The sequence below is a fragment of the Iamia sp. SCSIO 61187 genome, from assembly GCF_019443745.1.
Lineage (GTDB): Bacteria > Actinomycetota > Acidimicrobiia > Acidimicrobiales > Iamiaceae > Iamia.
This window is the reverse complement of sequence record NZ_CP050948.1, coordinates 453,400-471,892: the sequence shown is the minus strand read 5'-3', so window position 1 is coordinate 471,892 and position 18,493 is coordinate 453,400. Positions and strand designations below refer to the sequence as shown.

The window sequence follows — 18,493 nt, the reverse complement described above, 5'->3', positions numbered from 1 at the left end:
TCCGGGTGCGGGACGTCATCCCTCGTCCGCCCCCGGGGAGGGGGTGGGCTCGTCGGCCGGCGCGGCGTCGGCCGCCGCCGTCTCCTCACCGAGGCGGGCGTTGCGGACCGCCTCGCGGGCGGCACCGGTCTGCTCGGGCAGCCAGCCGGTGACCATGTACCGCACCCGCTCACCGATGTTCACGGCGTGGTCGCCGATGCGCTCGTAGTACCGGCCGATGAGCGCCAGCTGCACCGCGACCTGGACGTCGAAGGCACCCTCGTTGGCGGCCTCGAAGATCTCGGCGATGTAGTCCTGGTGGAGCTCGTCGAGGCGGTCGTCGAGGTCGTCGAGGGCGGCGGCCATCGCGGCGTCGCCGTCGACGAAGGCATCGATCGACAGCCGGAACAGGCGGGCGGCCTCGTCGCCCATGCGGTTGATGAGGCCCCGCAGGCGGGGGGTGTACTCGGTGCCGTAGATGCGGCGCGCCCCCTTGGCGATGTTGACGACCAGGTCGCCGCTGCGCTCGATCTCGCTGACCATGCGCACGCCGGTGATCAGCCCGCGGAGGTCCGAGGCCATCGGCTGCTGGAGGGCGAAGACGGCGTAGGACTGCTCCTCGGTCTCGAGGGCCAGGGCGTCGAGCGGGTCGTCGCCGTCGATGATGGCCTGGGCCCCGCCCAGGTCGTGGTCGAGCAGCACCTGGGTCGCCCGAGGGATCCCCTCGGTGACCATGGCGGCCATCTTGACCAGGTCGGCCTTGATGGAGTCGAGCTGCTGGTGGTACGTCCGGCGGGTCTGCACACCCGTCCCCTCGCTGTTGGGCATCACCGGATCTCGGCGGTGAGGTGGGCGGGGTCGCCCGTGATCAGGTAGCGGATGCGGGCCCCGATGATGGCGGCGTGGTCGGCGATGCGGTCGAGCGACCGGCCCGCCACCAGGGTACGCACCGCGGCGAGCACGGCGTCGGGTCCGTCGATGCCGAGCAGCTCGCGGCTGAACCGCTCGGTGAAGGCCTCCATGGGCCGCTGGTCGGCCAGCTCGGCCGCCAGGCCCAGATCCTGGGCCGCCCACGCCCGGAGGGCGGTGCGGTACTGCTCGACCGCGGTGTCGGCCATCGAGAGCAGGATGTCGAAGGTCTCGTGGTGGCGCCGCAGCAGCTCCCACTCGGGGGCCAGCTTCACGACGCGGAGGGCCAGGTCGCCGATCCGCTCGAGCTCCGACAGCACCCGCAGCACCGACACGATGAACCGCAGGTCCCCGGCGACGGGGCTCTCCCGGGTGAGCAGGTCGTAGCAGCGCTCGGTGAGGGAGACGTTCATGGCGTCGATGAGGTCGTCGGCCTGCACGGTGAGGGCGGCCAGGTCGACGTCACCGGTCCGCAGGACCTCGCGGGTGCGCTCGAGGTTCTCGTCGACCCGGACGCCCATCACCTCGACCTGGAGGCGCAGGTGCTCGAGCTCGGCCGCGAACGCCTGGCGCACCGGACCCTCGGGCATGGCCACGATCAGCCGAACCGTCCGGTCACGTAGCTCTCGGTCCGCTCGTCGGAGGGGTTCGAGAACATGACCTCGGTGGCGTCGAACTCGACGAGGACGCCGGTGCGGGTGTCGCTGGTCTCGTTCACCTCGGTGGTGAAGAAGGCGCAGCGGTCGCTGACCCGGGCGGCCTGCTGCATGTTGTGGGTCACGATGATGATCGTGTACTGCTCCTTGATCTCCTCCATGAGGTCCTCGATGCGCCCGGTGGCGATGGGGTCGAGGGCCGAGCAGGGCTCGTCCATGAGGATGACCTCGGGGTTGGTGGCCAGCGCCCGGGCGATGCAGAGGCGCTGCTGCTGACCGCCGGAGAGGCCGAGCCCGGACGCCTTGAGCCGGTCCTTGACCTCGTCCCAGAGGGCGGCCTGGCGGAGGCTGCGCTCGACGATCTCGTCGAGGGCGGCCCCCTTCTTGGCCATGCCCGAGGTGCGGGGGCCGTAGGCCACGTTGTCGTAGATCGACTTCGGGAACGGGTTCGGCTTCTGGAAGACCATGCCGATCCGCCGGCGGACCTCGACCGGGTTCACCTGGCGGTCGTAGAGGTCGACGCCGTGGTAGTTCAGCGTGCCCTCGACCCGGGCGATGTCGATGAGGTCGTTCATCCGGTTGAAGCACCGCAGGACGGTCGTCTTGCCACAGCCCGAGGGGCCGATGAAGGCGGTGACCTCGTGCTCCTTGATGTCGAGGTGGACGTCCCGGACGGCGCGGAAGTCGCCGTAGTACACGGACAGGTCGTCGACGTCGAAGACGGTGGCCCCGCCGTCGGCGACGACCGTCGGCCCGTCGGGCTCGGGCGTGGCGGCCGCCTTGGCGAGGTCGGGGTGGTCGGACATGAGGCGGGTCCCGTTGGCGGTGAGGGGGTCGGACGAGGGCATGGGGGTCACCTGGAGGCCTTCTCGAAGCGGTTGCGGAGGTAGATGCCGACGGCGTTGATGCCGAGGATGACGACCAGCGTCACGAGGATGGCGGCGGCGGTGTTGTCCGGCCACCCCTGGTTCGGCGGGAGCTTGGTCCAGTCCGAGATCAGGTAGGGCAGCGAGGTGAAGTTGCCCTTGAGGTCGCCGAACTCGCCGCCCGGCAGGTAGCCCTTGGCGCCGATCAGGAGCAGCGGGGCGGCCTCGCCCAGGCCGCGGGCCAGCCCCAGGATCGTCCCGGTGAGGATCCCGGGGAAGGCGTTGGGCAGGACGAGGGTGCGGATGACCTCCCACCGGGTGGCCCCGGCGCCGAAGCCGCCCTCGCGGAGCGATGCGGGCACGGCCCGGATGGCCTCGGCCGAGGTGATGACCACGATCGGCAGCACCAGGACCGCGAGGGTCAGACCGGCCGACAGGAGCGACTCCCGGCCGGTCAGGAAGCTGAGGCCGCCCCGGGCGAAGAGGGCGGCGCCCAGGAGGCCGTAGACGATGGCGGGCACCCCGGCCAGGTTGCGGATCACGACCTCGATGGCCCGGGTGAACAGGTTGTCGCCGGCGTACTCCTCCAGGTACAGCGCCGTGGCCACGCCCAGCGGGAAGGCCACGACGATGATGATGAGCCCCATCTGGATGGTGCCCATGAGGGCCTGGTAGATGCCGGCCACCTCGGCTCGGGGCGAGGTGTAGCGGGTGACGAAGTCCACGACCCCGCGGTCGCCGAGGAACGGGATGGCCGTGCTGGCCACGTCCCAGAGCAGGGTGAGCAAGGTGGCGAGGACGAAGACCAGGCAGGCGATGAGGGCGTAGCGGAAGACCCGCCCGCTGACGTCGGCCTTGTCGCCCCGGAGGCGGGCGGCGACGGCGTCGGCGGTGATCTGGGTGGGGAGCGTGCTCATGGCGGGCCTCAGTAGGTGATGCGCACGCGCCGCACGAAGCGGGCGGCGACGAGGTTGAGGGCGAGGGTGAGGAGGAACAGGACCAGGCCGAGGAAGAACACCGACTGGTATTGGGTGCCGCCGGCCTGCTGGTCGCTGCCGGTCAGCACGCCCGTCATGGCCGAGGTGATGGTGAGCCCGGGGTCGGTCGGCTTCGACGCCACCGACGGCTGACCGCCTCCGACGAGGAAGACGACCATGGTCTCGCCGACGGCCCGGGACACGGTGAGGATCACGGCGGCGACGAGGCCGGAGATGGCGGCCGGGACCACGACCCGCACGACGGTCGTGATCTTCTTGGCGCCGATCCCGTAGGACGCCTCCCGCATGGCCTGGGGCACCGCCCGCAGTGCGTCCTCGGACACCGACGTCATCAGGGGGATGCACAGCAGCCCGACGCCGAGCCCGGCGACCAGCAGGTTGAGGCGGGGGCTCTCGGAGAAGATCCGTTGGGTGATCTCGGGGGCGATGAAGCGGAAGGCGAAGAAGCCCACCACCACCGAGGGGATGCTGGCCAGCACCTCGATGACGGGCTTGAGGAACCGTCGCACCCGGGGCTTGGCGTACTCCGAGAGGTAGATGGCGGCGCCCAGGCCGACGGGAGCGGCGAGCACGACGGCGACCAGCGTCACCCAGAGGGTGCCGGTGAGGGGGGCGAGCATGCCGTACAGGTCGCTCCGGGGCCGCCACACGTCGCCCCCGAGGAGGGACAGGTCCACGCCGGCGAGGAACCCGATGGAGTCCCGGAGGAGCGAGCCGACGATGAGGAGGCTGATCACGATGGCCAGGCCGCCGACGGCGGCCAGGACCTTGCCGATGGCGGCGTCCACCGCCGTGCGGCCGTCCCGACGGGACAGCTCGGCCAGGGTGACGGGGGCTGGGGTCTGCCCGGTGGCGTTGCTCATGGCGGTCCTGGAGGGAGCGATCGGGTCAGCGCGCAACCTACGGAGGGCAGGTGGCGGGTCGGGTCGCCGATGGTGAACGGGGGGTGAACACGGGCCCAACCTTCGGTGGCGGGGCTCGGGCCGCGGCACCCGGGCCGGGGACGGGCGAGGCCCCGGCGCCGGGCGCCGGGGCCTCGGTGGCGGTGGAGGCCGCCGGTGACCGAGTGGTCGGGGGGCGGGTCAGCCCGCCTCGACCTGGGTGCCGGTGGTCTTGTCCTCCCACGTCGCCCGGGTCTCGGCGTCGTCGGCCAGGGCGATGTAGTCGGCGCCCTCGACGAAGTCGGTCAGCCCGTCGAGGTAGAAGTCGACGTAGGCCGCGACCGCGCTGTTCTCCTCGGCCTTGGCCTTGTTGACGTAGATGTACAGGCTGCGGGAGATGGGGTAGCTGCCGTCCTGGATGGTCTCGGAGGTGGGCTCGACGCACTCGCCGCCCGGCTCCTCGGAGATGGGCATGAGCTTGACCCCTTCGGCCTGGTCGGCGAAGGCGAAGCCGACCCAGCCGAGACCGCCGGGCTCGGCCGCGACGCCCTCGATGATGGCGTTGTCGTCGGCCTGGGCGGCGTAGTCGGTGCGGGTCGTGGCGGCGTCGTCCTCGGTGATGTCACCGGACTCCACGCGGGGCTCGGCGGCGGCCTCGAGCACGATCTCGATGAAGCTGTCGTAGGTGCCGGACTCCTCACCCGGGGCGGTGATCACCAGCTCCTCGGCGGGGAGCTCGGTCTCCGAGCCCAGGGCGGCGGCCACGTCGGTGGCGTCGGCCCAGGTGGAGATGCCCTCGGCCTCCGGCCCGATGAGGGCGTAGAGGTCGGCGAAGCTCAGGCACTCGAGGGGGTTGTCGGGCGAGGTGATGACGCTGATGCCGTCGATGCCGACCTCGAGCTCGATGAACTCGATCCCGGCCTCCTCGCACGCCGCCGCCTCCTCCTCCTTGATGGGACGGGAGGCGTCGGAGATGTCGGTCTCGCCGCTGCAGAACAGCTCGAAGCCGTCACCGGTGCCCGGGCCCTCGACGGTGACCTCGATGTCGGGGTTCTGGGCGCCGATGGCCTCGGCCACGGCGGCGGAGATGGGCTCGACGGTGGACGAGCCGGAGACCGCGACCGACCCGCTCGCCTCCGCGTCGACCTCGGCATCGGTCTCGGTCTGCTCGTCGGAGTTGTCGTTGCCGCAGGCGGAGGCCGTCAGCAGGAGGGCGGCAGCCAGGGTGGCGATGCCGACCCGGCGGACTCGGGTGTGCATGTGAAGTGGTCTCCTCAGAGGTTTCGGGACGGCCCCGTGGAGGGGCTCGACGCGCAAGGTACGGAGGAGAGGTGGCCGGTCCCGGTGGGTCAGGTGGCCGCCGGGTGAACGAGCGGCCAACGTTCGGCCCGGGCGCGCCGGACCGGCGATCGGATCCCTCGAGGGGGAGCCGATCGCCGGTCCGCAGGTGGACGGGTGGGCCGGCCGGATCAGTCGTCGTCGACGTCGACCTCGACCACAGCCCCGGTGGCGGCGTCGACCTGGACGTCCACCTGACGACCGTCGTCGCCGTCGATCTCGACGTCCCAGACGACGAGGCCGTCCTCCCGCTCGATGTGGGTGCGGCGGACCGTCCCCGGCGCCTCGGCGCGGGCCGTCCGCTCGGCCTCGCCCTGGCTCACGGCGGCGCCCTCGACCAGGGCCGGGTCGGACCCGTCGTCGTCACCGTCGTCGGTGGTGTCGTCCTCACCGCGGTCGTCGTCGCCGTCGTCGTCGATCTCCCGGCCCACGACCGCACCGTCGTCATCGACCTCGACCTCGTGGCGCCGACCGTCCTCACCGTCGACCTCGACCTCCCAGACGCCGCGCCCGTCCTCGTCGTCGGCCTCGGCGCCGACGACCGACCCGGGCACCTCGGCCACCGCCGCCGCCTCGGCGTCCTCGCGGGAGATGACCGGTGTCGGGTCGGACCCTCCGTCGCCGGCGACCGCGGCGGAGATGCCGGCGGCGCCGGCGACGATGCCGACGACGGCGGCGGCGCCGATCAGGAGGCGGTTGGTGCGGGTGGCGGGCATGTGGGCTCCTCGTGTCCGGGGCCCGGGTGGCCCCTCTCCGGCCACCATCCCCGACCGGCCCTGAACCGGCGCTGAACCGGCCTGAACCGGCTCTCAGGTCCCGCTCGCCGGGAGCTCGACGACGACCTGGGCGCCGCCGTCGGGCCCGTCGCCGATGCTGATCCGGCCGCCGTGGGCCCGGACGACCTCGGCTGCGATGGCGAGACCCAACCCGTAGCCGCCGGTGGCCCGGGTGCGGGAGGTGTCGAGCCGGGTGAACCGCTCGAACACCCGCTCCCGGTCGGCCTCGGGGATCCCGGGGCCGTCGTCGGCCACCCACAGCCGCACCGTCGGGCCCGACGCCGCGACCCCGACCCGGACCGTCGTGCGGGCGTGGCGGGCGGCGTTGTCGGCCAGGTTGCGCACCACCCGGCCCAGCTGGGCGGCGTCCCCGACGACCTGGCCGGCGGTCACGGCCGACGCGTCGACAGTCGGTCCCCCCAGGCTGCGCAGCCGGGTCGCCTCGGCCAGGACGAGGTCGTCGACGTCGACGGGCCGGCGCACCGCCGCCAGCCGCCCCTCGTCGGAGCGGGCGAGCAGCAGGAGGTCCTCGACCAGCGCCTGCATGCGCAGGTCCTCGGCCAGCAGCCGGTCGGCCAGCGCGGCCACGTCGACCACCGACGGGTCGGCCCGGGCCACCTCCAGCTCGTGGCGGATGGTCGCGATGGGGCTGCGCAGCTCGTGGCTGGCGTCGGACACGAACCGCCGGCTGCGGTCGCGGCCGGCCTCCAGCCGGTCGAGCATGGCGTTCATGGTCCCGGCCAACCGGGCGACCTCGTCCCTCCCCCCCGGTGCCGGCACGCGCCGGTCGAGCTCGGCGTCGGTGATGGCGGCGACCTCCCGCCGGATCGCCTCGACCGGCCGCAGGGACCGGCCGGTGACCACCCACGTCGTGCCGGCGACGAGCAGCACCAGCACGGGGATGCCCACCAGCAGGCTGCCGGCGACCGTCTCGGTCCCCTCCTCCACCGCCTCGGCGCTGCGGGCCACCACGACCAGGCCGTCGTCGTCGCCGAGGTCCACGCCCTCGGCGACCAGCCGGTAGGGGTCGCTCTCGTCGGGGACGTCCACGGCCCTCCCCTCGACCTCGTCGGTGGCCAACGCCGCCACCCCCGCCAGGTCCTCGCTCGCCGCCAGCACCCGCCCGTCCTCGGCCACGACCTGCACCAGGACCTCGTCGCCGTCCCCGGCGACCAGCTCGGCCGGGGCGCGCCCGTCCTCCAGCGCCACGACCAGGTCCTCCACCCGGAGGTCGGCGGCGGCGTCGACGCTGGCGGTGAGGTTGCGCCGCAGCAGGAGGACGACGAGCACGCCCGCGACCACCAGGGCCACGCCCACCACCGCGGTGGCGCCGAGCGTCGTCCGCACCCGGATCGACAGGCGGGAGCTCCGGGGCGGGCGGCCCCCGCGGCGCCGATCAGCCGCCATCGGCCGCGAACCGGTAGCCGCTCCCCCGCACCGTCTCGATCGCCGCCCGGCCGAAGGGGATGTCGACCTTCTTGCGCAGGTAGCGGACGTAGACCTCGACGATGTTCGGGTCCCCCTCGAAGTCGTCGTCCCACACGTGGTCGAGGACGTCGCGCTTGGACACGACCTCGCCGGCGTGGCGCACCAGGTGCTCGAGCACGGCCATCTCCCGGGCGGTCAGGGCGATCTCGACCTCCCCGCGCCAGCACCGACGACCGGCGGGGTCGAGGCGCAGGTCGCCGACGGCGAGGACCGCCGGCCGGGGCGGCGCCCCCCGGCGGAGCAGGGCCCGCAGGCGGGCGACGAGCACCAGGTGGGAGAAGGGCTTGGTGAGGTAGTCGTCGGCGCCGGTGTCGAGGGCCTCGGTCTCGTCCAGCTCCCCGTCCTTGGCCGTGAGGATGAGGATGGGCGTCCACACCTCGGCCTCCCGCAGCCGCCGGCAGACCTGGAAGCCGTTCATCCCCGGGAGCATGAGGTCGAGGACGATGGCGTCGTAGGCCACCTCCTGGGCGCGCCAGAGCCCGTCGACGCCGTCGTGGGCCACGTCGACGGCGAAGCCGTCGGCCTCGAGCCCGCGCGCCAGCGACGCGGCCAGTGCCACCTCGTCCTCGACCACCAGCACGCGCACCGGCCCACACTGCCAGGCCCGTCCTGAAGCCGGGCTGAGGACGGTCTCAGCCGTCGTCGCCGGCGGACCCGGTGGTGCGGGCCTCCCAGCGCTCGACCGTGGCCTCGGGATCGGGCTGGGGCACGTAGTCGGCATCGTCGAGGAACCCCGCGAGCCCCTCCAGGTAGAAGTCGACGAAGGCGGCCACCACCGGGCGCTCGGCCGCCTCGGCCGAGACGTAGATGTACAGGTCCCGGGAGATGGGGTAGCTGCCGTCCATGACGGTCTCGGCGGTCGGGGTGACGCACGGGTCCCCGGGCGCGCGGGCGATGGGGATGATCCGGACGTCCTCGGACTGCTCGGCGTAGGCCAGGCCGACCCACCCGAGCCCGCCCGGCTCACCGGCCACGGTCTCGATGATGCTGTTGTCGTCGGCGCTGGCGGCGTAGTCCGGCCGGGCCAGGCCGGCCTCGTCCTCGGTGATCGCCCCGGCGTCGACGCGGGGCCCGGCCACCTCCTCGAGGACGATCGAGATGAAGGCGTCGTAGGTCCCCGACTCCTCGCCCGGCCCGGCGAGGAGCAGGCTCTCGTCGGGGAACGACGTCGTCGACCCGAGCTCCTCGGCCACCGCCTCGGCCTCGCTCCACCGGTCCACGCCCTCGGCCTCGATGCCGGCCAGCGCGTAGAGGTCGGCGAAGGTCAGGCACTCGACGTCGTTGCCGGCCGAGGTGATGACGGCGACGCCGTCGAGACCGATCGCCAGCTCGATGACCTCGATCCCGGCCTCGTGGCAGGCGGCCAGCTCGTCCTCCTCGATGGGCCGGGAGGCGCCGGCGATGTCGGCCACGCCGGAGCAGAGCCGCTCGAAGCCGTCACCGGTGCCGGGACCGTCGACGGTGGGGTCGACCTTCCCGTTCTGGCCCCGGAAGGCCTCGGCCACGAAGGTCGAGACCGGCTCGACGGTCGACGAGCCGGTGATGGTGATCCGGCCCGAGACCGTGGTGTCGGCGCGGGCCGTGGTCAGGTCGCGGGAGACGTCGGAGTTGTCGTTGCCGCAGGCGGCCACGGCGACGGTGACGAGGGCGACGAGGCTGGCGAGAAGGGTGAGGGCGGGGCGCATGCCCGATGTGTCCTCCAGGTGAACGAAGGACCAACCCTAGGGGTCGGGTCCGGTGCGACCCGCCCCGCCCTCCACCGCCACCCGCGGCGCGGCGCCCGGGCGCCGGCCGTCGGTGCGGGCCTCAGGTGCGTCGGGCGGCCCACGCCTCCACCACGGCGACGTCGTGGGCGTAGCTGAGGAGCTCGGCGGCGGCCGCCGGGGCGAGCCAGCGGACCTCGTCGACCTCGTCGTTGGGGGCGAAGGCGCCGCCGACGACCTCCATGGCCCAGTAGCGGACCTGCTTGCTCCGGCCCTTGCGGTCGACGTAGCGGGTGGACGGCAGCTCGACGTCGAGCGTGCAGCGCAGCCCGGTCTCCTCCTCGACCTCGCGCCGGGCGCAGTCCTCGTCGCTCTCGCTCGGGTCGCACTTGCCCTTGGGGAGGCTCCAGTCGTCGTAGCGGGGGCGGTGGACCAGCAGCACGGCCACCCGTCCCTCGCTGTCGTGCCCGGCGACCACGCCACCGGCGGCCCGGACCTCCGCAGCGTCGCTCACGGCAGCCACGACCACCGGTCGGCGGCCGAGGCCTTCTCCCAGCGGGCCTCCCAGGCGCCCCGGCAGGCGGCCCGGCGCGCCCGCTCGCCCCCGACCAGCAACCCCATGACGAGGGCCTCCGCCGCCGTGGTGTCGGGGGAGGCGGCGGCGGTGCGCAGCCACTCCTCGGCCACGACCGTGTCGTGGTGGTCGCCCAGCACCTCCTGGACCTGCTTGACGCCCTTGCCCGCCTTGCGGGCGCGCCGCCCGACGACGGGGGCCACGGCCTCGGTGGCGTAGCGGACCTGCTTGGCCGCCTTGCGGACCTCGTGGAGGGCGGCGTCGGCGGGGTCGTCGCCCAGCCCCTCGACCCGGGCGACGAGGGCGCGCCAGGGCTTGGCGACCAGGGCCGGGACCACGTCGAGGGCGTCCTCCCGCGCCGCCTTGCGGAGGGGCACGTCGTCGGCCACGGCGACCAGCCGGTCGAGCAGGCGCCGGTAGCGGTCGGACCCGAGCGTCTGGTGGAGCTCGGCCACGGCCTCGTCGCGGTGGGACCCCACCCGGTCGACGACGGCGTCGAGGACGTCGGCGTCGGACGGCTCGAGGGCGGTCGCGGCGACCTCCCGGAGCTGCTCGCCGAGCACGTCGGGGTCGCGCACCGCCCCCAGCTCCTCGCCCAGCCAGCGCAGGTCGTCGCGGAGGGGGTCGGTGACCTCCCGGTCGACCAGCGGGCGGAAGGTGCGCAGGTCGGACCGCAGGCGCCGCGCCGCGACGCGCATCTGGTGCACGCCCTCGGGGTCCACGCCGATCACCGCCGCCGGGTGGTTCTCGATCAGGCGGGTGACGCCGGTGCGGATGGCGGCCACGACGACGTCGCCGGCCAGGGGCTCGGGGCCGAGGTCGGCAGGGGCGGCCTCGGGCGGCTGGAGGAAGCGGGGCCCGACGGCGCGGGCCAGCTTGGGGAGGTTCCCGCCGGGTTCGGCCCCGGCCCGGACGAGCCGGTCGACGACGCGCCGGGCGACCTCGTCGGGCGCGTCCTCGGCCACCTCGACCTCGACCTCGCGGAAGCGGGCCGCGACCCGTCCGCCGTCCATGACCGACACCTCGTCGTCGTCGATCTCGGCGAGGGGCGCATCGTCGGCGCCGAGCACCAGCGTGCGGCGCCGCACCGTCACCAGCCGGGCGACCTTCACGAGGTCGGCGGTGCGGACGTCGGCCGCGACCAGGAGGGCCAGCTCGTCGGGGACGTCGCCGGGCGGTCCGGGAACGTCGATCTCGGACCGGGCGAGGACGGCCGGGTCGGTGGAGCTGACCGGCAGCTTCAGGGTCCAGGTCTCCCGGGCGCCCCGGCGCCGGTGCCGCAGGGTGATGCCCCGGCGCCCCAGGCGGAGGTCGTCGGTGTCGAGGTAGGTGGCGTCGAGGTCGACGGTCTCGCGCCGGCGGGTCCGGGCCCCGGGGGCGACACCGTCCAGGTCGGGCAGGCGGAACCCGGGCCAGGCCGACAGCTTCACCTCGCGCTCGATCACGGCGTCATCCTCGCGTGGACGGGAGCGGCCACCGGACCGGGGCGGACCACGTGGCGCCAGGCACCTCGTGGTCCGACACCTCGTGGTCCGGGCCGGCTCAGTCCTCGACCTCGAGGCGGCGGGTGCGGGCCAGGGCCATGGCCCGGAACCGCTCGTGGGCGTGGACGGAGCCCTCGCCCTTGATGGGCTCCCACGACCCGTCGGCGCTCAGGGTCCACGCCAGGGTGTCGTCGGCCAGGTTCACGTCGAGCACCTCGCGCACCTGGGCCTCGATCACCGGGTCGGTGATCGTGACCGTCGACTCGACCCGGCGGTCGAGGTTGCGGGGCATGAGGTCGGCCGAGCCGAAGGCGACCAGCGGGGCGCCGTCGGCCCCGTTGGCGAACCAGAAGATCCGGGAGTGCTCGAGGTAGCGGCCCACGATCGACCGCACCCGGATCGTCTCCGACAGCCCGGGGATCCCGGGGCGGAGGCAGCAGATGCCCCGGATGATCAGGTCGATCTCGATCCCGGCCCGGGACGCCTCGTAGAGGTGGTCGATCATCTGGGGGTCGACCAGGCTGTTCATCTTCATGATGATCCGGCCCCGCTCGGGACCGGCCTCGATCTCGCCCTGGATGAGGTCGACGATGCCCGGGCGCAGGGTGTGCGGGGCGACCAGCAGGTTCCGGTAGCGGACGTTGCGGCCGTAGCCGGTCAGGTAGTTGAACAGCTGGGTCAGGTCGGCGCCGAGGGCGGGGCTGCAGGTGAGCAGGCCCAGGTCCTCGTAGAGGGTCGCCGTCTTGCTGTTGTAGTTGCCGGTGCCGATGTGGCAGTACCGCATCATCCCTTGGGGCTCGTCGCGCACCACGAGGACGACCTTCGAGTGGGTCTTGAGCCCGAGCAGGCCGTAGGTGACGTGGACCCCGGCCTCCTCCAGGAGCTTGGCCCACTCGATGTTGTTGGCCTCGTCGAAGCGGGCCTTGAGCTCGACCAGGGCGGCGACCTGCTTGCCCCGCTCGGCGGCCCGGATGAGCGACCGGACGATGGGGCTGTCGCCCGAGGTGCGGTAGAGGGCGATCTTGATGGCGAGGACCTTGGGGTCCCGCGACGCCCGGTGGATCAGCTCCTCGACCGAGGTGGCGAACGAGTCGTAGGGGTGGTGGACGAGGATGTCGCCGTCGGAGATGGCCTTGAAGATGTCGAACTTCTCGCCCTCGGGGGCCGAGAGCCGGCGGGGGGTGACCGGGGGCCACGGCTCGTCCTGGAGGTCGGGCCGGTCGAGGGCGTGCACGGCCCAGAGGCCGCCCAGGTCCAGGGGGCCGACGTGGTCGAAGGTGGCGTGCTCGTCGACGTCGAGCTCCCGCATCAGCAGCTCGCGGACCTCCGACGAGGCCCGGGCGTCGACCTCGAGCCGCACGGCCCGGCCGAAGCGCCGGCGCCGGAGCTCCATCTCGACGGCGGCGAGGAGGTCGTCGGCCTCCTCCTCCTCGAGGGTGAGGTCGGCGTTGCGGGTGACGCGGAACGCGACGTGCTCCTCGACGACCATGCCGGGGAACAGCTGGTCGAGGTGGGCGGCGATCACCTGCTCCAGGGGCACGAACCGCTCGCCGTCGGGCATGACCACGAACCGGGGCAGGAGCGACGGCACCTTCACCCGGGCGAAGCGGCGCTCGTCGGTGACGGGGTCGCGCACCGTCAGGGCCAGGTTGAGCGACAGGTTGGAGATGTAGGGGAACGGGTGGCCGGGGTCGACGGCGAGCGGGGTGAGGACCGGGAAGATGCGGTCCTCGAACACGCCCACCATGTGCACGCGGTCGTCGTCGTCGAGCTCCTCCCAGGACGAGAGCACGATGCCGTTGGCGGCCAGCTCGGGGGCGATCTTCTCGAGGAAGAGGCGCTCCTCCCGGTCGACGAGGATCCGAGCCCGGGCCGCGACCTCGCGGACCTGGGCGGTCGGCGTGCGGCCGTCGAAGGTGCGGTGGCGGATGCCGGCGGCGACCTGGTCGAGCAGGCCGGCCACCCGGACCTGGAAGAACTCGTCGAGGTTCTGGCTGAAGATGGCCAGGAACTTGGCCCGCTCGAGCAGCGGGATCGTGGGGTCGTCGGCCAGGGCCAGCACCCGTTCGTTGAAGTCGAGCCAGGACAGCTCGCGGTTGATGAACCGCTCGGGGTCGTCGGGCCCGTACCGGGGCGGCGCGTCACCCGCCTCGGGGGGTTCGACGGCGGCGCTCGACATGCGATCCGAGGCTACCGCCCGTTGGTGAACCCCAGGTGACGCCGAGGCGACGGGAGACGGGGCCGGACGACCCTCGAGCATCGAGCAGGCCAGGTGACCCGCGACGGCCCGGGCACGGATGGTGCCAGGCACCATCCGTGTCACCCCGGCGCGGCCAACCGGGCCGCGCCGATGGCCCCGGCGTCGTCGCCGAGGGCGGCGGGGAGGACGGCGACGGGGAGGGCGGGGCCGAGGTGGGTGGCGACGGCCTCCTCGATGCGGGCCACGAACGGCGGGCCCAGCTTGTCGGCGACGCCGCCGCCGACGACCACCGTGGTGACGTCGACGAGCATCACGGTGCTGGCGATGGCGACGGCCACGGCGTCGACCGCCTCGGTGAGCAGCTCGGCGGCGATGCGGTCGCCCCGGTCGAGGGCCTTGGCGAAGGTCCCCGACTTCATGCGGCCGTCGCCGGCCAGGTCGACCAGCGCCGTCTCCTCGCCGGCGGCGTGGCGGCGGCGGGCCTCGCCCTCCATGCCGATGCGCCCGGCGTAGGCCTCCATGTGCCCGCGCCCGCCGCACCCGCACCGCCGCCCGCCGGCCTGGACGGTCACGTGGCCGATCTCGCCGGCGAGCCCCCGGGGGCCGCGCCGCAGCTGGCCGTCGAGGATCAGCCCACCGCCGACCCCGGTGCCCATGAAGGCGCACAGCACGTCGCCCCGGCCGGCGGCGGCGCCGTGGGCGGCCTCGGCCAGGGTGCCGGCGTTGACGTCGTTGTCGACGACGACGTGGTCGAGCCCGACCGCGGCGCGCAGGATGTCCCGGAGCGGGACGGGCGGCTCCCAGCCGACGAGGTTGGGGACACCGGCCACCACGCCGTCGGCGTCGACGTACCCGGGCGTCCCGACGCCGAGGCGGTCGGCCCCACCCAGCTCGGCGACCATCTCGGCGATGGCGGCGGCCACGGCCTGGGGGCCGTCGGTGGGGGTGGGGCGCTTGACGCGGTCGCGGACGGAGCCGTCGGGCGCGACCCGGGCGGCCAGGACCTTCGTCCCGCCGAGGTCGACGCCGATCGTGCGGACGCCGCCGTCCTCGCCGTCGGTCACGGGGCTAGGCGTCCTCGGGCTGGCCCAGGTCCCAGTCGAGGAGGAGGTTCTCCCGCTCGGCGTCGCGGATGACCCGCTCCCGGTTGCGGCGGAACTGGGGGTCGTGCGGCGGGACCAGCTGGAGGCGGGCCTGGACCCGGTCGCGGAAGCCGTCGATCATGGCCCGGTCCCCGAAGTCCGACTGGATCTCCCAGTGCGGGGCGACCGGCCCGAGGTAGACCACCCGCGCGTGCCCACGGGGGGGCTCGTTCGGGTCGCGCTCGATCTCGGTGTAGGTCACGTCGTCTCCTCGGTCGTGCGGCCGGCCACCCTACCGGGGCCGGCCGATGGGGGCCTCAGCCGTGCGGTCAGCCGCCCCGCCGGCCCAGCGTGACGGTGACCTCGGTGCGCTCGCCCATGCGGTCGTAGCCCACGGTGATGGTGTCGCCCACGGCCTTGGAGCGGATGATCTCGCCCAGGGCCTCGTTGTCGTCGACCTCCTGGCCGTCGACCTCGCGGATGACGTCCCCGGCCTCGAGGCCGGCCTCGGCCGCCCCCGACCCGGGGGTGACCTCGGAGATGATCAGGCCGCGCCGCTCGGTGATGTTGAACTGGTCGAGCAGGGCCTGGGGGACGTCGCCGCTGTTGAGCGGGAGCGTCGACACGCCGAGGAAGGGGGTGTCGGCGGTGATCTCGCCGTTGCCGTCGCGCAGGTCCTCGATGAGGGGCCGGATGGCGTCGATCGAGAGGGCGAAGCCGATGTTGGAGGCGTCGGGGATCTTGGCCGTGTTGATGCCGACGACCTCGCCCTGGGCGTTGAGCAGCGGCCCGCCCGAGTTCCCGGGGTTGATGGCCGCGTCGGTCTGGATGAGGTTGGTCAGGACCCCGCCGGCGCCGTCGTCGATGCTGCGGTTGAGGGCCGACACGATGCCGGTGGTGACGGTGGGCTGCCCGCCGAGGCCGAGGGCGTTGCCGATGGCCACCACGTCCTCGCCGACCTCCAGGGCGTCCGAGGAGCCCAGCACGGCCGGCTCGAGGTCCTCGATGCCCTCGACCCGGATCATGGCCACGTCCTCGTCGGGGAACGACCCGACCAGCTCGGCGCCCGCGGCCGAGCCGTCGAAGAAGGTCACCGAGATCTCGTCGGCCCCCTCGATCACGTGGGCGTTGGTGAGGATGAGGCCCTCGGCGTCGAAGACGAAGCCGCTGCCGGCGCCCTGCTGGCCCGACGACGCGGCGGTGTTGATCTGGACGACCGTCGGCTGGACCCGGGCGAGGAGGTCCTGGATGTCGGAGTTGGCGCCCATCGAACCACCCGAGCCGGAGCCGCTGCTCGGCTCGGTGGTGCCGGTGGTCTCCTGGACGGTGGGGTCGTCGTCGGTGGCGACCACGAGCCCGGCGGCGACGAGGGCCGCCACGATGGCACCGACGATCCCGCCGACCACGGCGGACATGAGCCGCCCGCCGCCATCGCTGGGCGGCGGCGCCGGTGGGGGCACCGATGGCGCCGGGCCGCCCCGGTCAGCCGTCCGGTAGCCGGGCGGGTGGGGCGGCAGCCCGCCCCCGCCACCCGTGGGAGGTCCGCTGGGGTAGCCACCGCCAGAGGGCGGCGCCCACGGCCGGGTCGCGGCCGGGGCCGGTCCCGGGGGCGCCCACGTCCCGGTGGCCGGGCCGGGCCGCCCGGACCCGGGTCCCGGAGATCCGGCCGGGGGGACGCCGGGGGGCGACCAGGCCTGCGTGGAGCCGGTGTCACCGGGCCCGCGCGGCGCCCACGGGTGGGGGGCTCCTCCGGAGGAGGACGGCGGGTAGGACACGGGATCTCCTTCGGTCGGGCGGGGGCCCGGTCAGAGGCCGACCACGCTACCGCGACCCCCTGCGCCCCCGACCGGCGGGGCGGCCCGTCGCCGCCGGGAGGGGGTGGGGACCCCCCTCGCCGGCCTTCCCCTCCTGCAGGTCAGGGTCCATGGTGGGACCCGGCCTTTACCTCCGCTTGACCGCACATCTGGGAAGACCCATCCGGACCACCGGTCCCGGCGAACCTCCCCGGGATGGTGCCGACCGACGAGGTGACCACGTGAACGAGTACCAGATCGCCAAGTGGATGCAGCGAGGGAGCTGCGCCCACGAGCCGCCGTCGACCTTCTTCCCGAGCGACGGCGTCGGCGTCGAGGTCGCCCGCCGGATCTGCGCCACCTGCCCGGTGAAGGAACGGTGCCTCGAGTACGCCCTCGAGCACCGCATCGAGCACGGCGTGTGGGGTGGCTGCTCCGAGCGCGAGCGCCGTCGGATCCTCCGCCGTCGCCGCCTCGCCGCCCAAGGGATCACCGAGGACCACGTCGTCACCCCGCGGTAGGCAGCGCCGCCACCAGGACCGGCCACCACCTGGTGGTCGGCCGAACGAGTGACTACGACTCGCGCTGGCGGGCCTCGGCCTCGCGGCGGGCCAGCTCGGCCTCACGGCGGGCCAGCTCGGCCTCTCGGGACTCGACCGACGGCGCCGGAGGGGTGGCGGTGGCGCTGCTGTTGAGCTGGGCCCGCTCGGCCTCGTTGTTGGCCTGCTCGAACTCCTTGCGGGCCTCGCCGAGCGACCGGGCGAGCTTGGGCAGCTTGGCCCCGCCGAACAGGACGAGGATCACCACCAGCACGATGAGCAGCTCGGGGGCACCGATTCCAGCCATGCAACCACCCTACCGCCGCCCTCCCGGAAGGGACAGGTCGGCGGGCGTCTCGGGCATGCTCGTCCGGTGCTCGAGTGCGTGGTCAACATCAGCGAGGGGCGCCGCCCGGAGGTGGTCGCCGCCATCGCCGCCACCGCCGGGGCCGACCTGCTGGACGTCCACCGCGACGCCGACCACAACCGGAGCGTCCTGACGCTCGTCGGCGTCGACGCCCCCCGGGCGGTGGCCACGGCCGCCGTCGCCGCCCTGGACCTGCGGTCGCACCAGGGTGTGCACCCCCGCATCGGCGTGGTCGACGTGGTCCCCTTCGTCGCCCTCGACGGGGCCGAGCCCGGCGATGCCGTCGCCGCCCGGGACGCCTTCGGCTCCTGGGCCGCGCACGACCTGGCCCTGCCGGGCTTCGCCTACGGCCCCGAGCGGACCCTCCCCGAGGTCCGGCGGGGGGCCTTCGCCGACCTGCGCCCGACGTGGGGCCCGCCGACCCCGCACCCCACCGCCGGCGCCGTGGCCGTGGGTGCCCGGCCCGTGCTCGTCGCCTACAACCTGTGGCTCGCCCCCGGCACCGACCTGGCCGTCGCCCGGCGGGTGGCCCGGGCGGTCCGGTCGCCCGAGGTGCGGGCCCTGGGCCTGGCCGTGGGCACCCGGGTGCAGGTGTCCATGAACCTCGTCGCCCCCGAGGTGGTCGGGCCGGCCGACGTCTGGGACCGGGTCGCCGTCCTCGCCCCGGTGGAGCGGGCCGAGCTGGTCGGCCTGGTGCCCGGCGCCGCGCTGGAGCGGGTCCCCGAGGCCCGCTGGGACCAGCTCGACCTCTCACCCGAACGGACGATCGAGGCCCGCCGGGCCCGGCGGTCCTGACCCGATCTCGCCCCCCGCCCTTGCGCTCCGGCGCTGGAGGGACCAAGATCACACCGTTGTAACTA

At 74.0% G+C, this 18,493-nt stretch carries 19 protein-coding genes; 2 read left to right on the top strand and 17 right to left on the bottom strand.

The window, feature by feature from the left end:
* Positions 1-15: 15 nt before the first annotated feature.
* From phoU (HC251_RS02220) to HC251_RS02145, 16 genes are all read right to left on the bottom strand, one after another.
* Positions 16-807 (bottom strand): phosphate signaling complex protein PhoU, encoded by a 792-nt coding sequence (phoU, locus tag HC251_RS02220; RefSeq protein ID WP_219943692.1) that lies wholly within the window; start codon positions 805-807, stop codon positions 16-18.
* Positions 807-1,478, bottom strand: a complete 672-nt coding sequence (gene phoU / locus HC251_RS02215) for a phosphate signaling complex protein PhoU (RefSeq protein ID WP_219943691.1) — start codon at positions 1,476-1,478, stop codon at positions 807-809. The genes phoU (HC251_RS02220) and phoU (HC251_RS02215) overlap by 1 nt, the downstream gene beginning before the upstream one ends.
* 8 nt (positions 1,479-1,486) lie before the next feature.
* The gene (gene pstB / locus HC251_RS02210) at positions 1,487-2,350 is read right to left on the bottom strand and encodes a phosphate ABC transporter ATP-binding protein PstB (protein WP_219945599.1); all 864 of its coding nucleotides are present in this window, start codon (positions 2,348-2,350) and stop codon (positions 1,487-1,489) included.
* Positions 2,351-2,397: 47 nt separating this feature from the next.
* Positions 2,398-3,327 carry a phosphate ABC transporter permease PstA gene (gene pstA / locus HC251_RS02205; protein WP_219943690.1) on the bottom strand — a complete coding sequence of 310 codons (930 nt, stop codon included), beginning with the start codon at positions 3,325-3,327 and terminating at the stop codon, positions 2,398-2,400.
* An 8-nt stretch (positions 3,328-3,335) separates the two neighbouring features.
* Entirely contained in the window at positions 3,336-4,271 is a 936-nt protein-coding gene (gene pstC, locus HC251_RS02200; protein WP_219943689.1) for a phosphate ABC transporter permease subunit PstC, read from the bottom strand.
* Between the two features lie 219 nt (positions 4,272-4,490).
* On the bottom strand, positions 4,491-5,549 hold the full coding sequence (locus HC251_RS02195; RefSeq protein ID WP_219943688.1) for a substrate-binding domain-containing protein: 1,059 nt from the start codon (positions 5,547-5,549) through the stop codon (positions 4,491-4,493).
* Positions 5,550-5,758: 209 nt separating this feature from the next.
* On the bottom strand, positions 5,759-6,343 hold the full coding sequence (locus tag HC251_RS02190) for a PepSY domain-containing protein (protein WP_219943687.1): 585 nt from the start codon (positions 6,341-6,343) through the stop codon (positions 5,759-5,761).
* A gap of 93 nt (positions 6,344-6,436) precedes the next feature.
* Positions 6,437-7,810, bottom strand: a complete 1,374-nt coding sequence (locus tag HC251_RS02185) for a cell wall metabolism sensor histidine kinase WalK (protein ID WP_219943686.1) — start codon at positions 7,808-7,810, stop codon at positions 6,437-6,439.
* Positions 7,800-8,477: a response regulator transcription factor gene (locus tag HC251_RS02180; RefSeq protein WP_219943685.1), complete on the bottom strand. Its 678-nt coding sequence runs from the start codon at positions 8,475-8,477 to the stop codon at positions 7,800-7,802. The genes HC251_RS02185 and HC251_RS02180 overlap by 11 nt, the downstream gene beginning before the upstream one ends.
* A gap of 46 nt (positions 8,478-8,523) precedes the next feature.
* Positions 8,524-9,576, bottom strand: a complete 1,053-nt coding sequence (locus HC251_RS02175) for a substrate-binding domain-containing protein (RefSeq protein WP_219943684.1) — start codon at positions 9,574-9,576, stop codon at positions 8,524-8,526.
* Between the two features lie 121 nt (positions 9,577-9,697).
* Positions 9,698-10,108, bottom strand: a complete 411-nt coding sequence (locus tag HC251_RS02170; RefSeq protein ID WP_219943683.1) for an NUDIX hydrolase — start codon at positions 10,106-10,108, stop codon at positions 9,698-9,700.
* Complete coding sequence (locus tag HC251_RS02165) at positions 10,105-11,613, bottom strand: CYTH and CHAD domain-containing protein (protein WP_219943682.1); 1,509 nt, start codon at positions 11,611-11,613, stop codon at positions 10,105-10,107. Before HC251_RS02165 ends, HC251_RS02170 begins: the two co-directional genes overlap by 4 nt.
* 97 nt (positions 11,614-11,710) lie before the next feature.
* Positions 11,711-13,912 (bottom strand): RNA degradosome polyphosphate kinase, encoded by a 2,202-nt coding sequence (locus tag HC251_RS02160; RefSeq protein WP_370651328.1) that lies wholly within the window; start codon positions 13,910-13,912, stop codon positions 11,711-11,713.
* Between the two features lie 59 nt (positions 13,913-13,971).
* On the bottom strand, positions 13,972-14,916 hold the full coding sequence (locus tag HC251_RS02155) for an ROK family protein (protein WP_219943680.1): 945 nt from the start codon (positions 14,914-14,916) through the stop codon (positions 13,972-13,974).
* A gap of 4 nt (positions 14,917-14,920) precedes the next feature.
* Positions 14,921-15,196 carry a hypothetical protein gene (locus HC251_RS02150; protein WP_255566571.1) on the bottom strand — a complete coding sequence of 92 codons (276 nt, stop codon included), beginning with the start codon at positions 15,194-15,196 and terminating at the stop codon, positions 14,921-14,923.
* 67 nt (positions 15,197-15,263) lie between these two features.
* The gene (locus tag HC251_RS02145; RefSeq protein WP_219943679.1) at positions 15,264-16,349 is read right to left on the bottom strand and encodes a S1C family serine protease; all 1,086 of its coding nucleotides are present in this window, start codon (positions 16,347-16,349) and stop codon (positions 15,264-15,266) included.
* A 620-nt stretch (positions 16,350-16,969) separates the two neighbouring features.
* Here HC251_RS02145 and HC251_RS02140 point away from each other — a divergent pair.
* The gene (locus HC251_RS02140) at positions 16,970-17,248 is read left to right on the top strand and encodes a WhiB family transcriptional regulator (protein WP_255566570.1); all 279 of its coding nucleotides are present in this window, start codon (positions 16,970-16,972) and stop codon (positions 17,246-17,248) included.
* Positions 17,249-17,300: 52 nt separating this feature from the next.
* Here HC251_RS02140 and tatA read toward each other — a convergent pair whose 3' ends face one another.
* On the bottom strand, positions 17,301-17,573 hold the full coding sequence (gene tatA, locus HC251_RS02135; protein WP_219943678.1) for a twin-arginine translocase TatA/TatE family subunit: 273 nt from the start codon (positions 17,571-17,573) through the stop codon (positions 17,301-17,303).
* A gap of 66 nt (positions 17,574-17,639) precedes the next feature.
* Here tatA and HC251_RS02130 point away from each other — a divergent pair, with 66 nt between their 5' ends.
* Entirely contained in the window at positions 17,640-18,428 is a 789-nt protein-coding gene (locus tag HC251_RS02130; RefSeq protein ID WP_219943677.1) for a hypothetical protein, read from the top strand.
* The last annotated feature ends 65 nt before the right edge of the window (positions 18,429-18,493 follow it).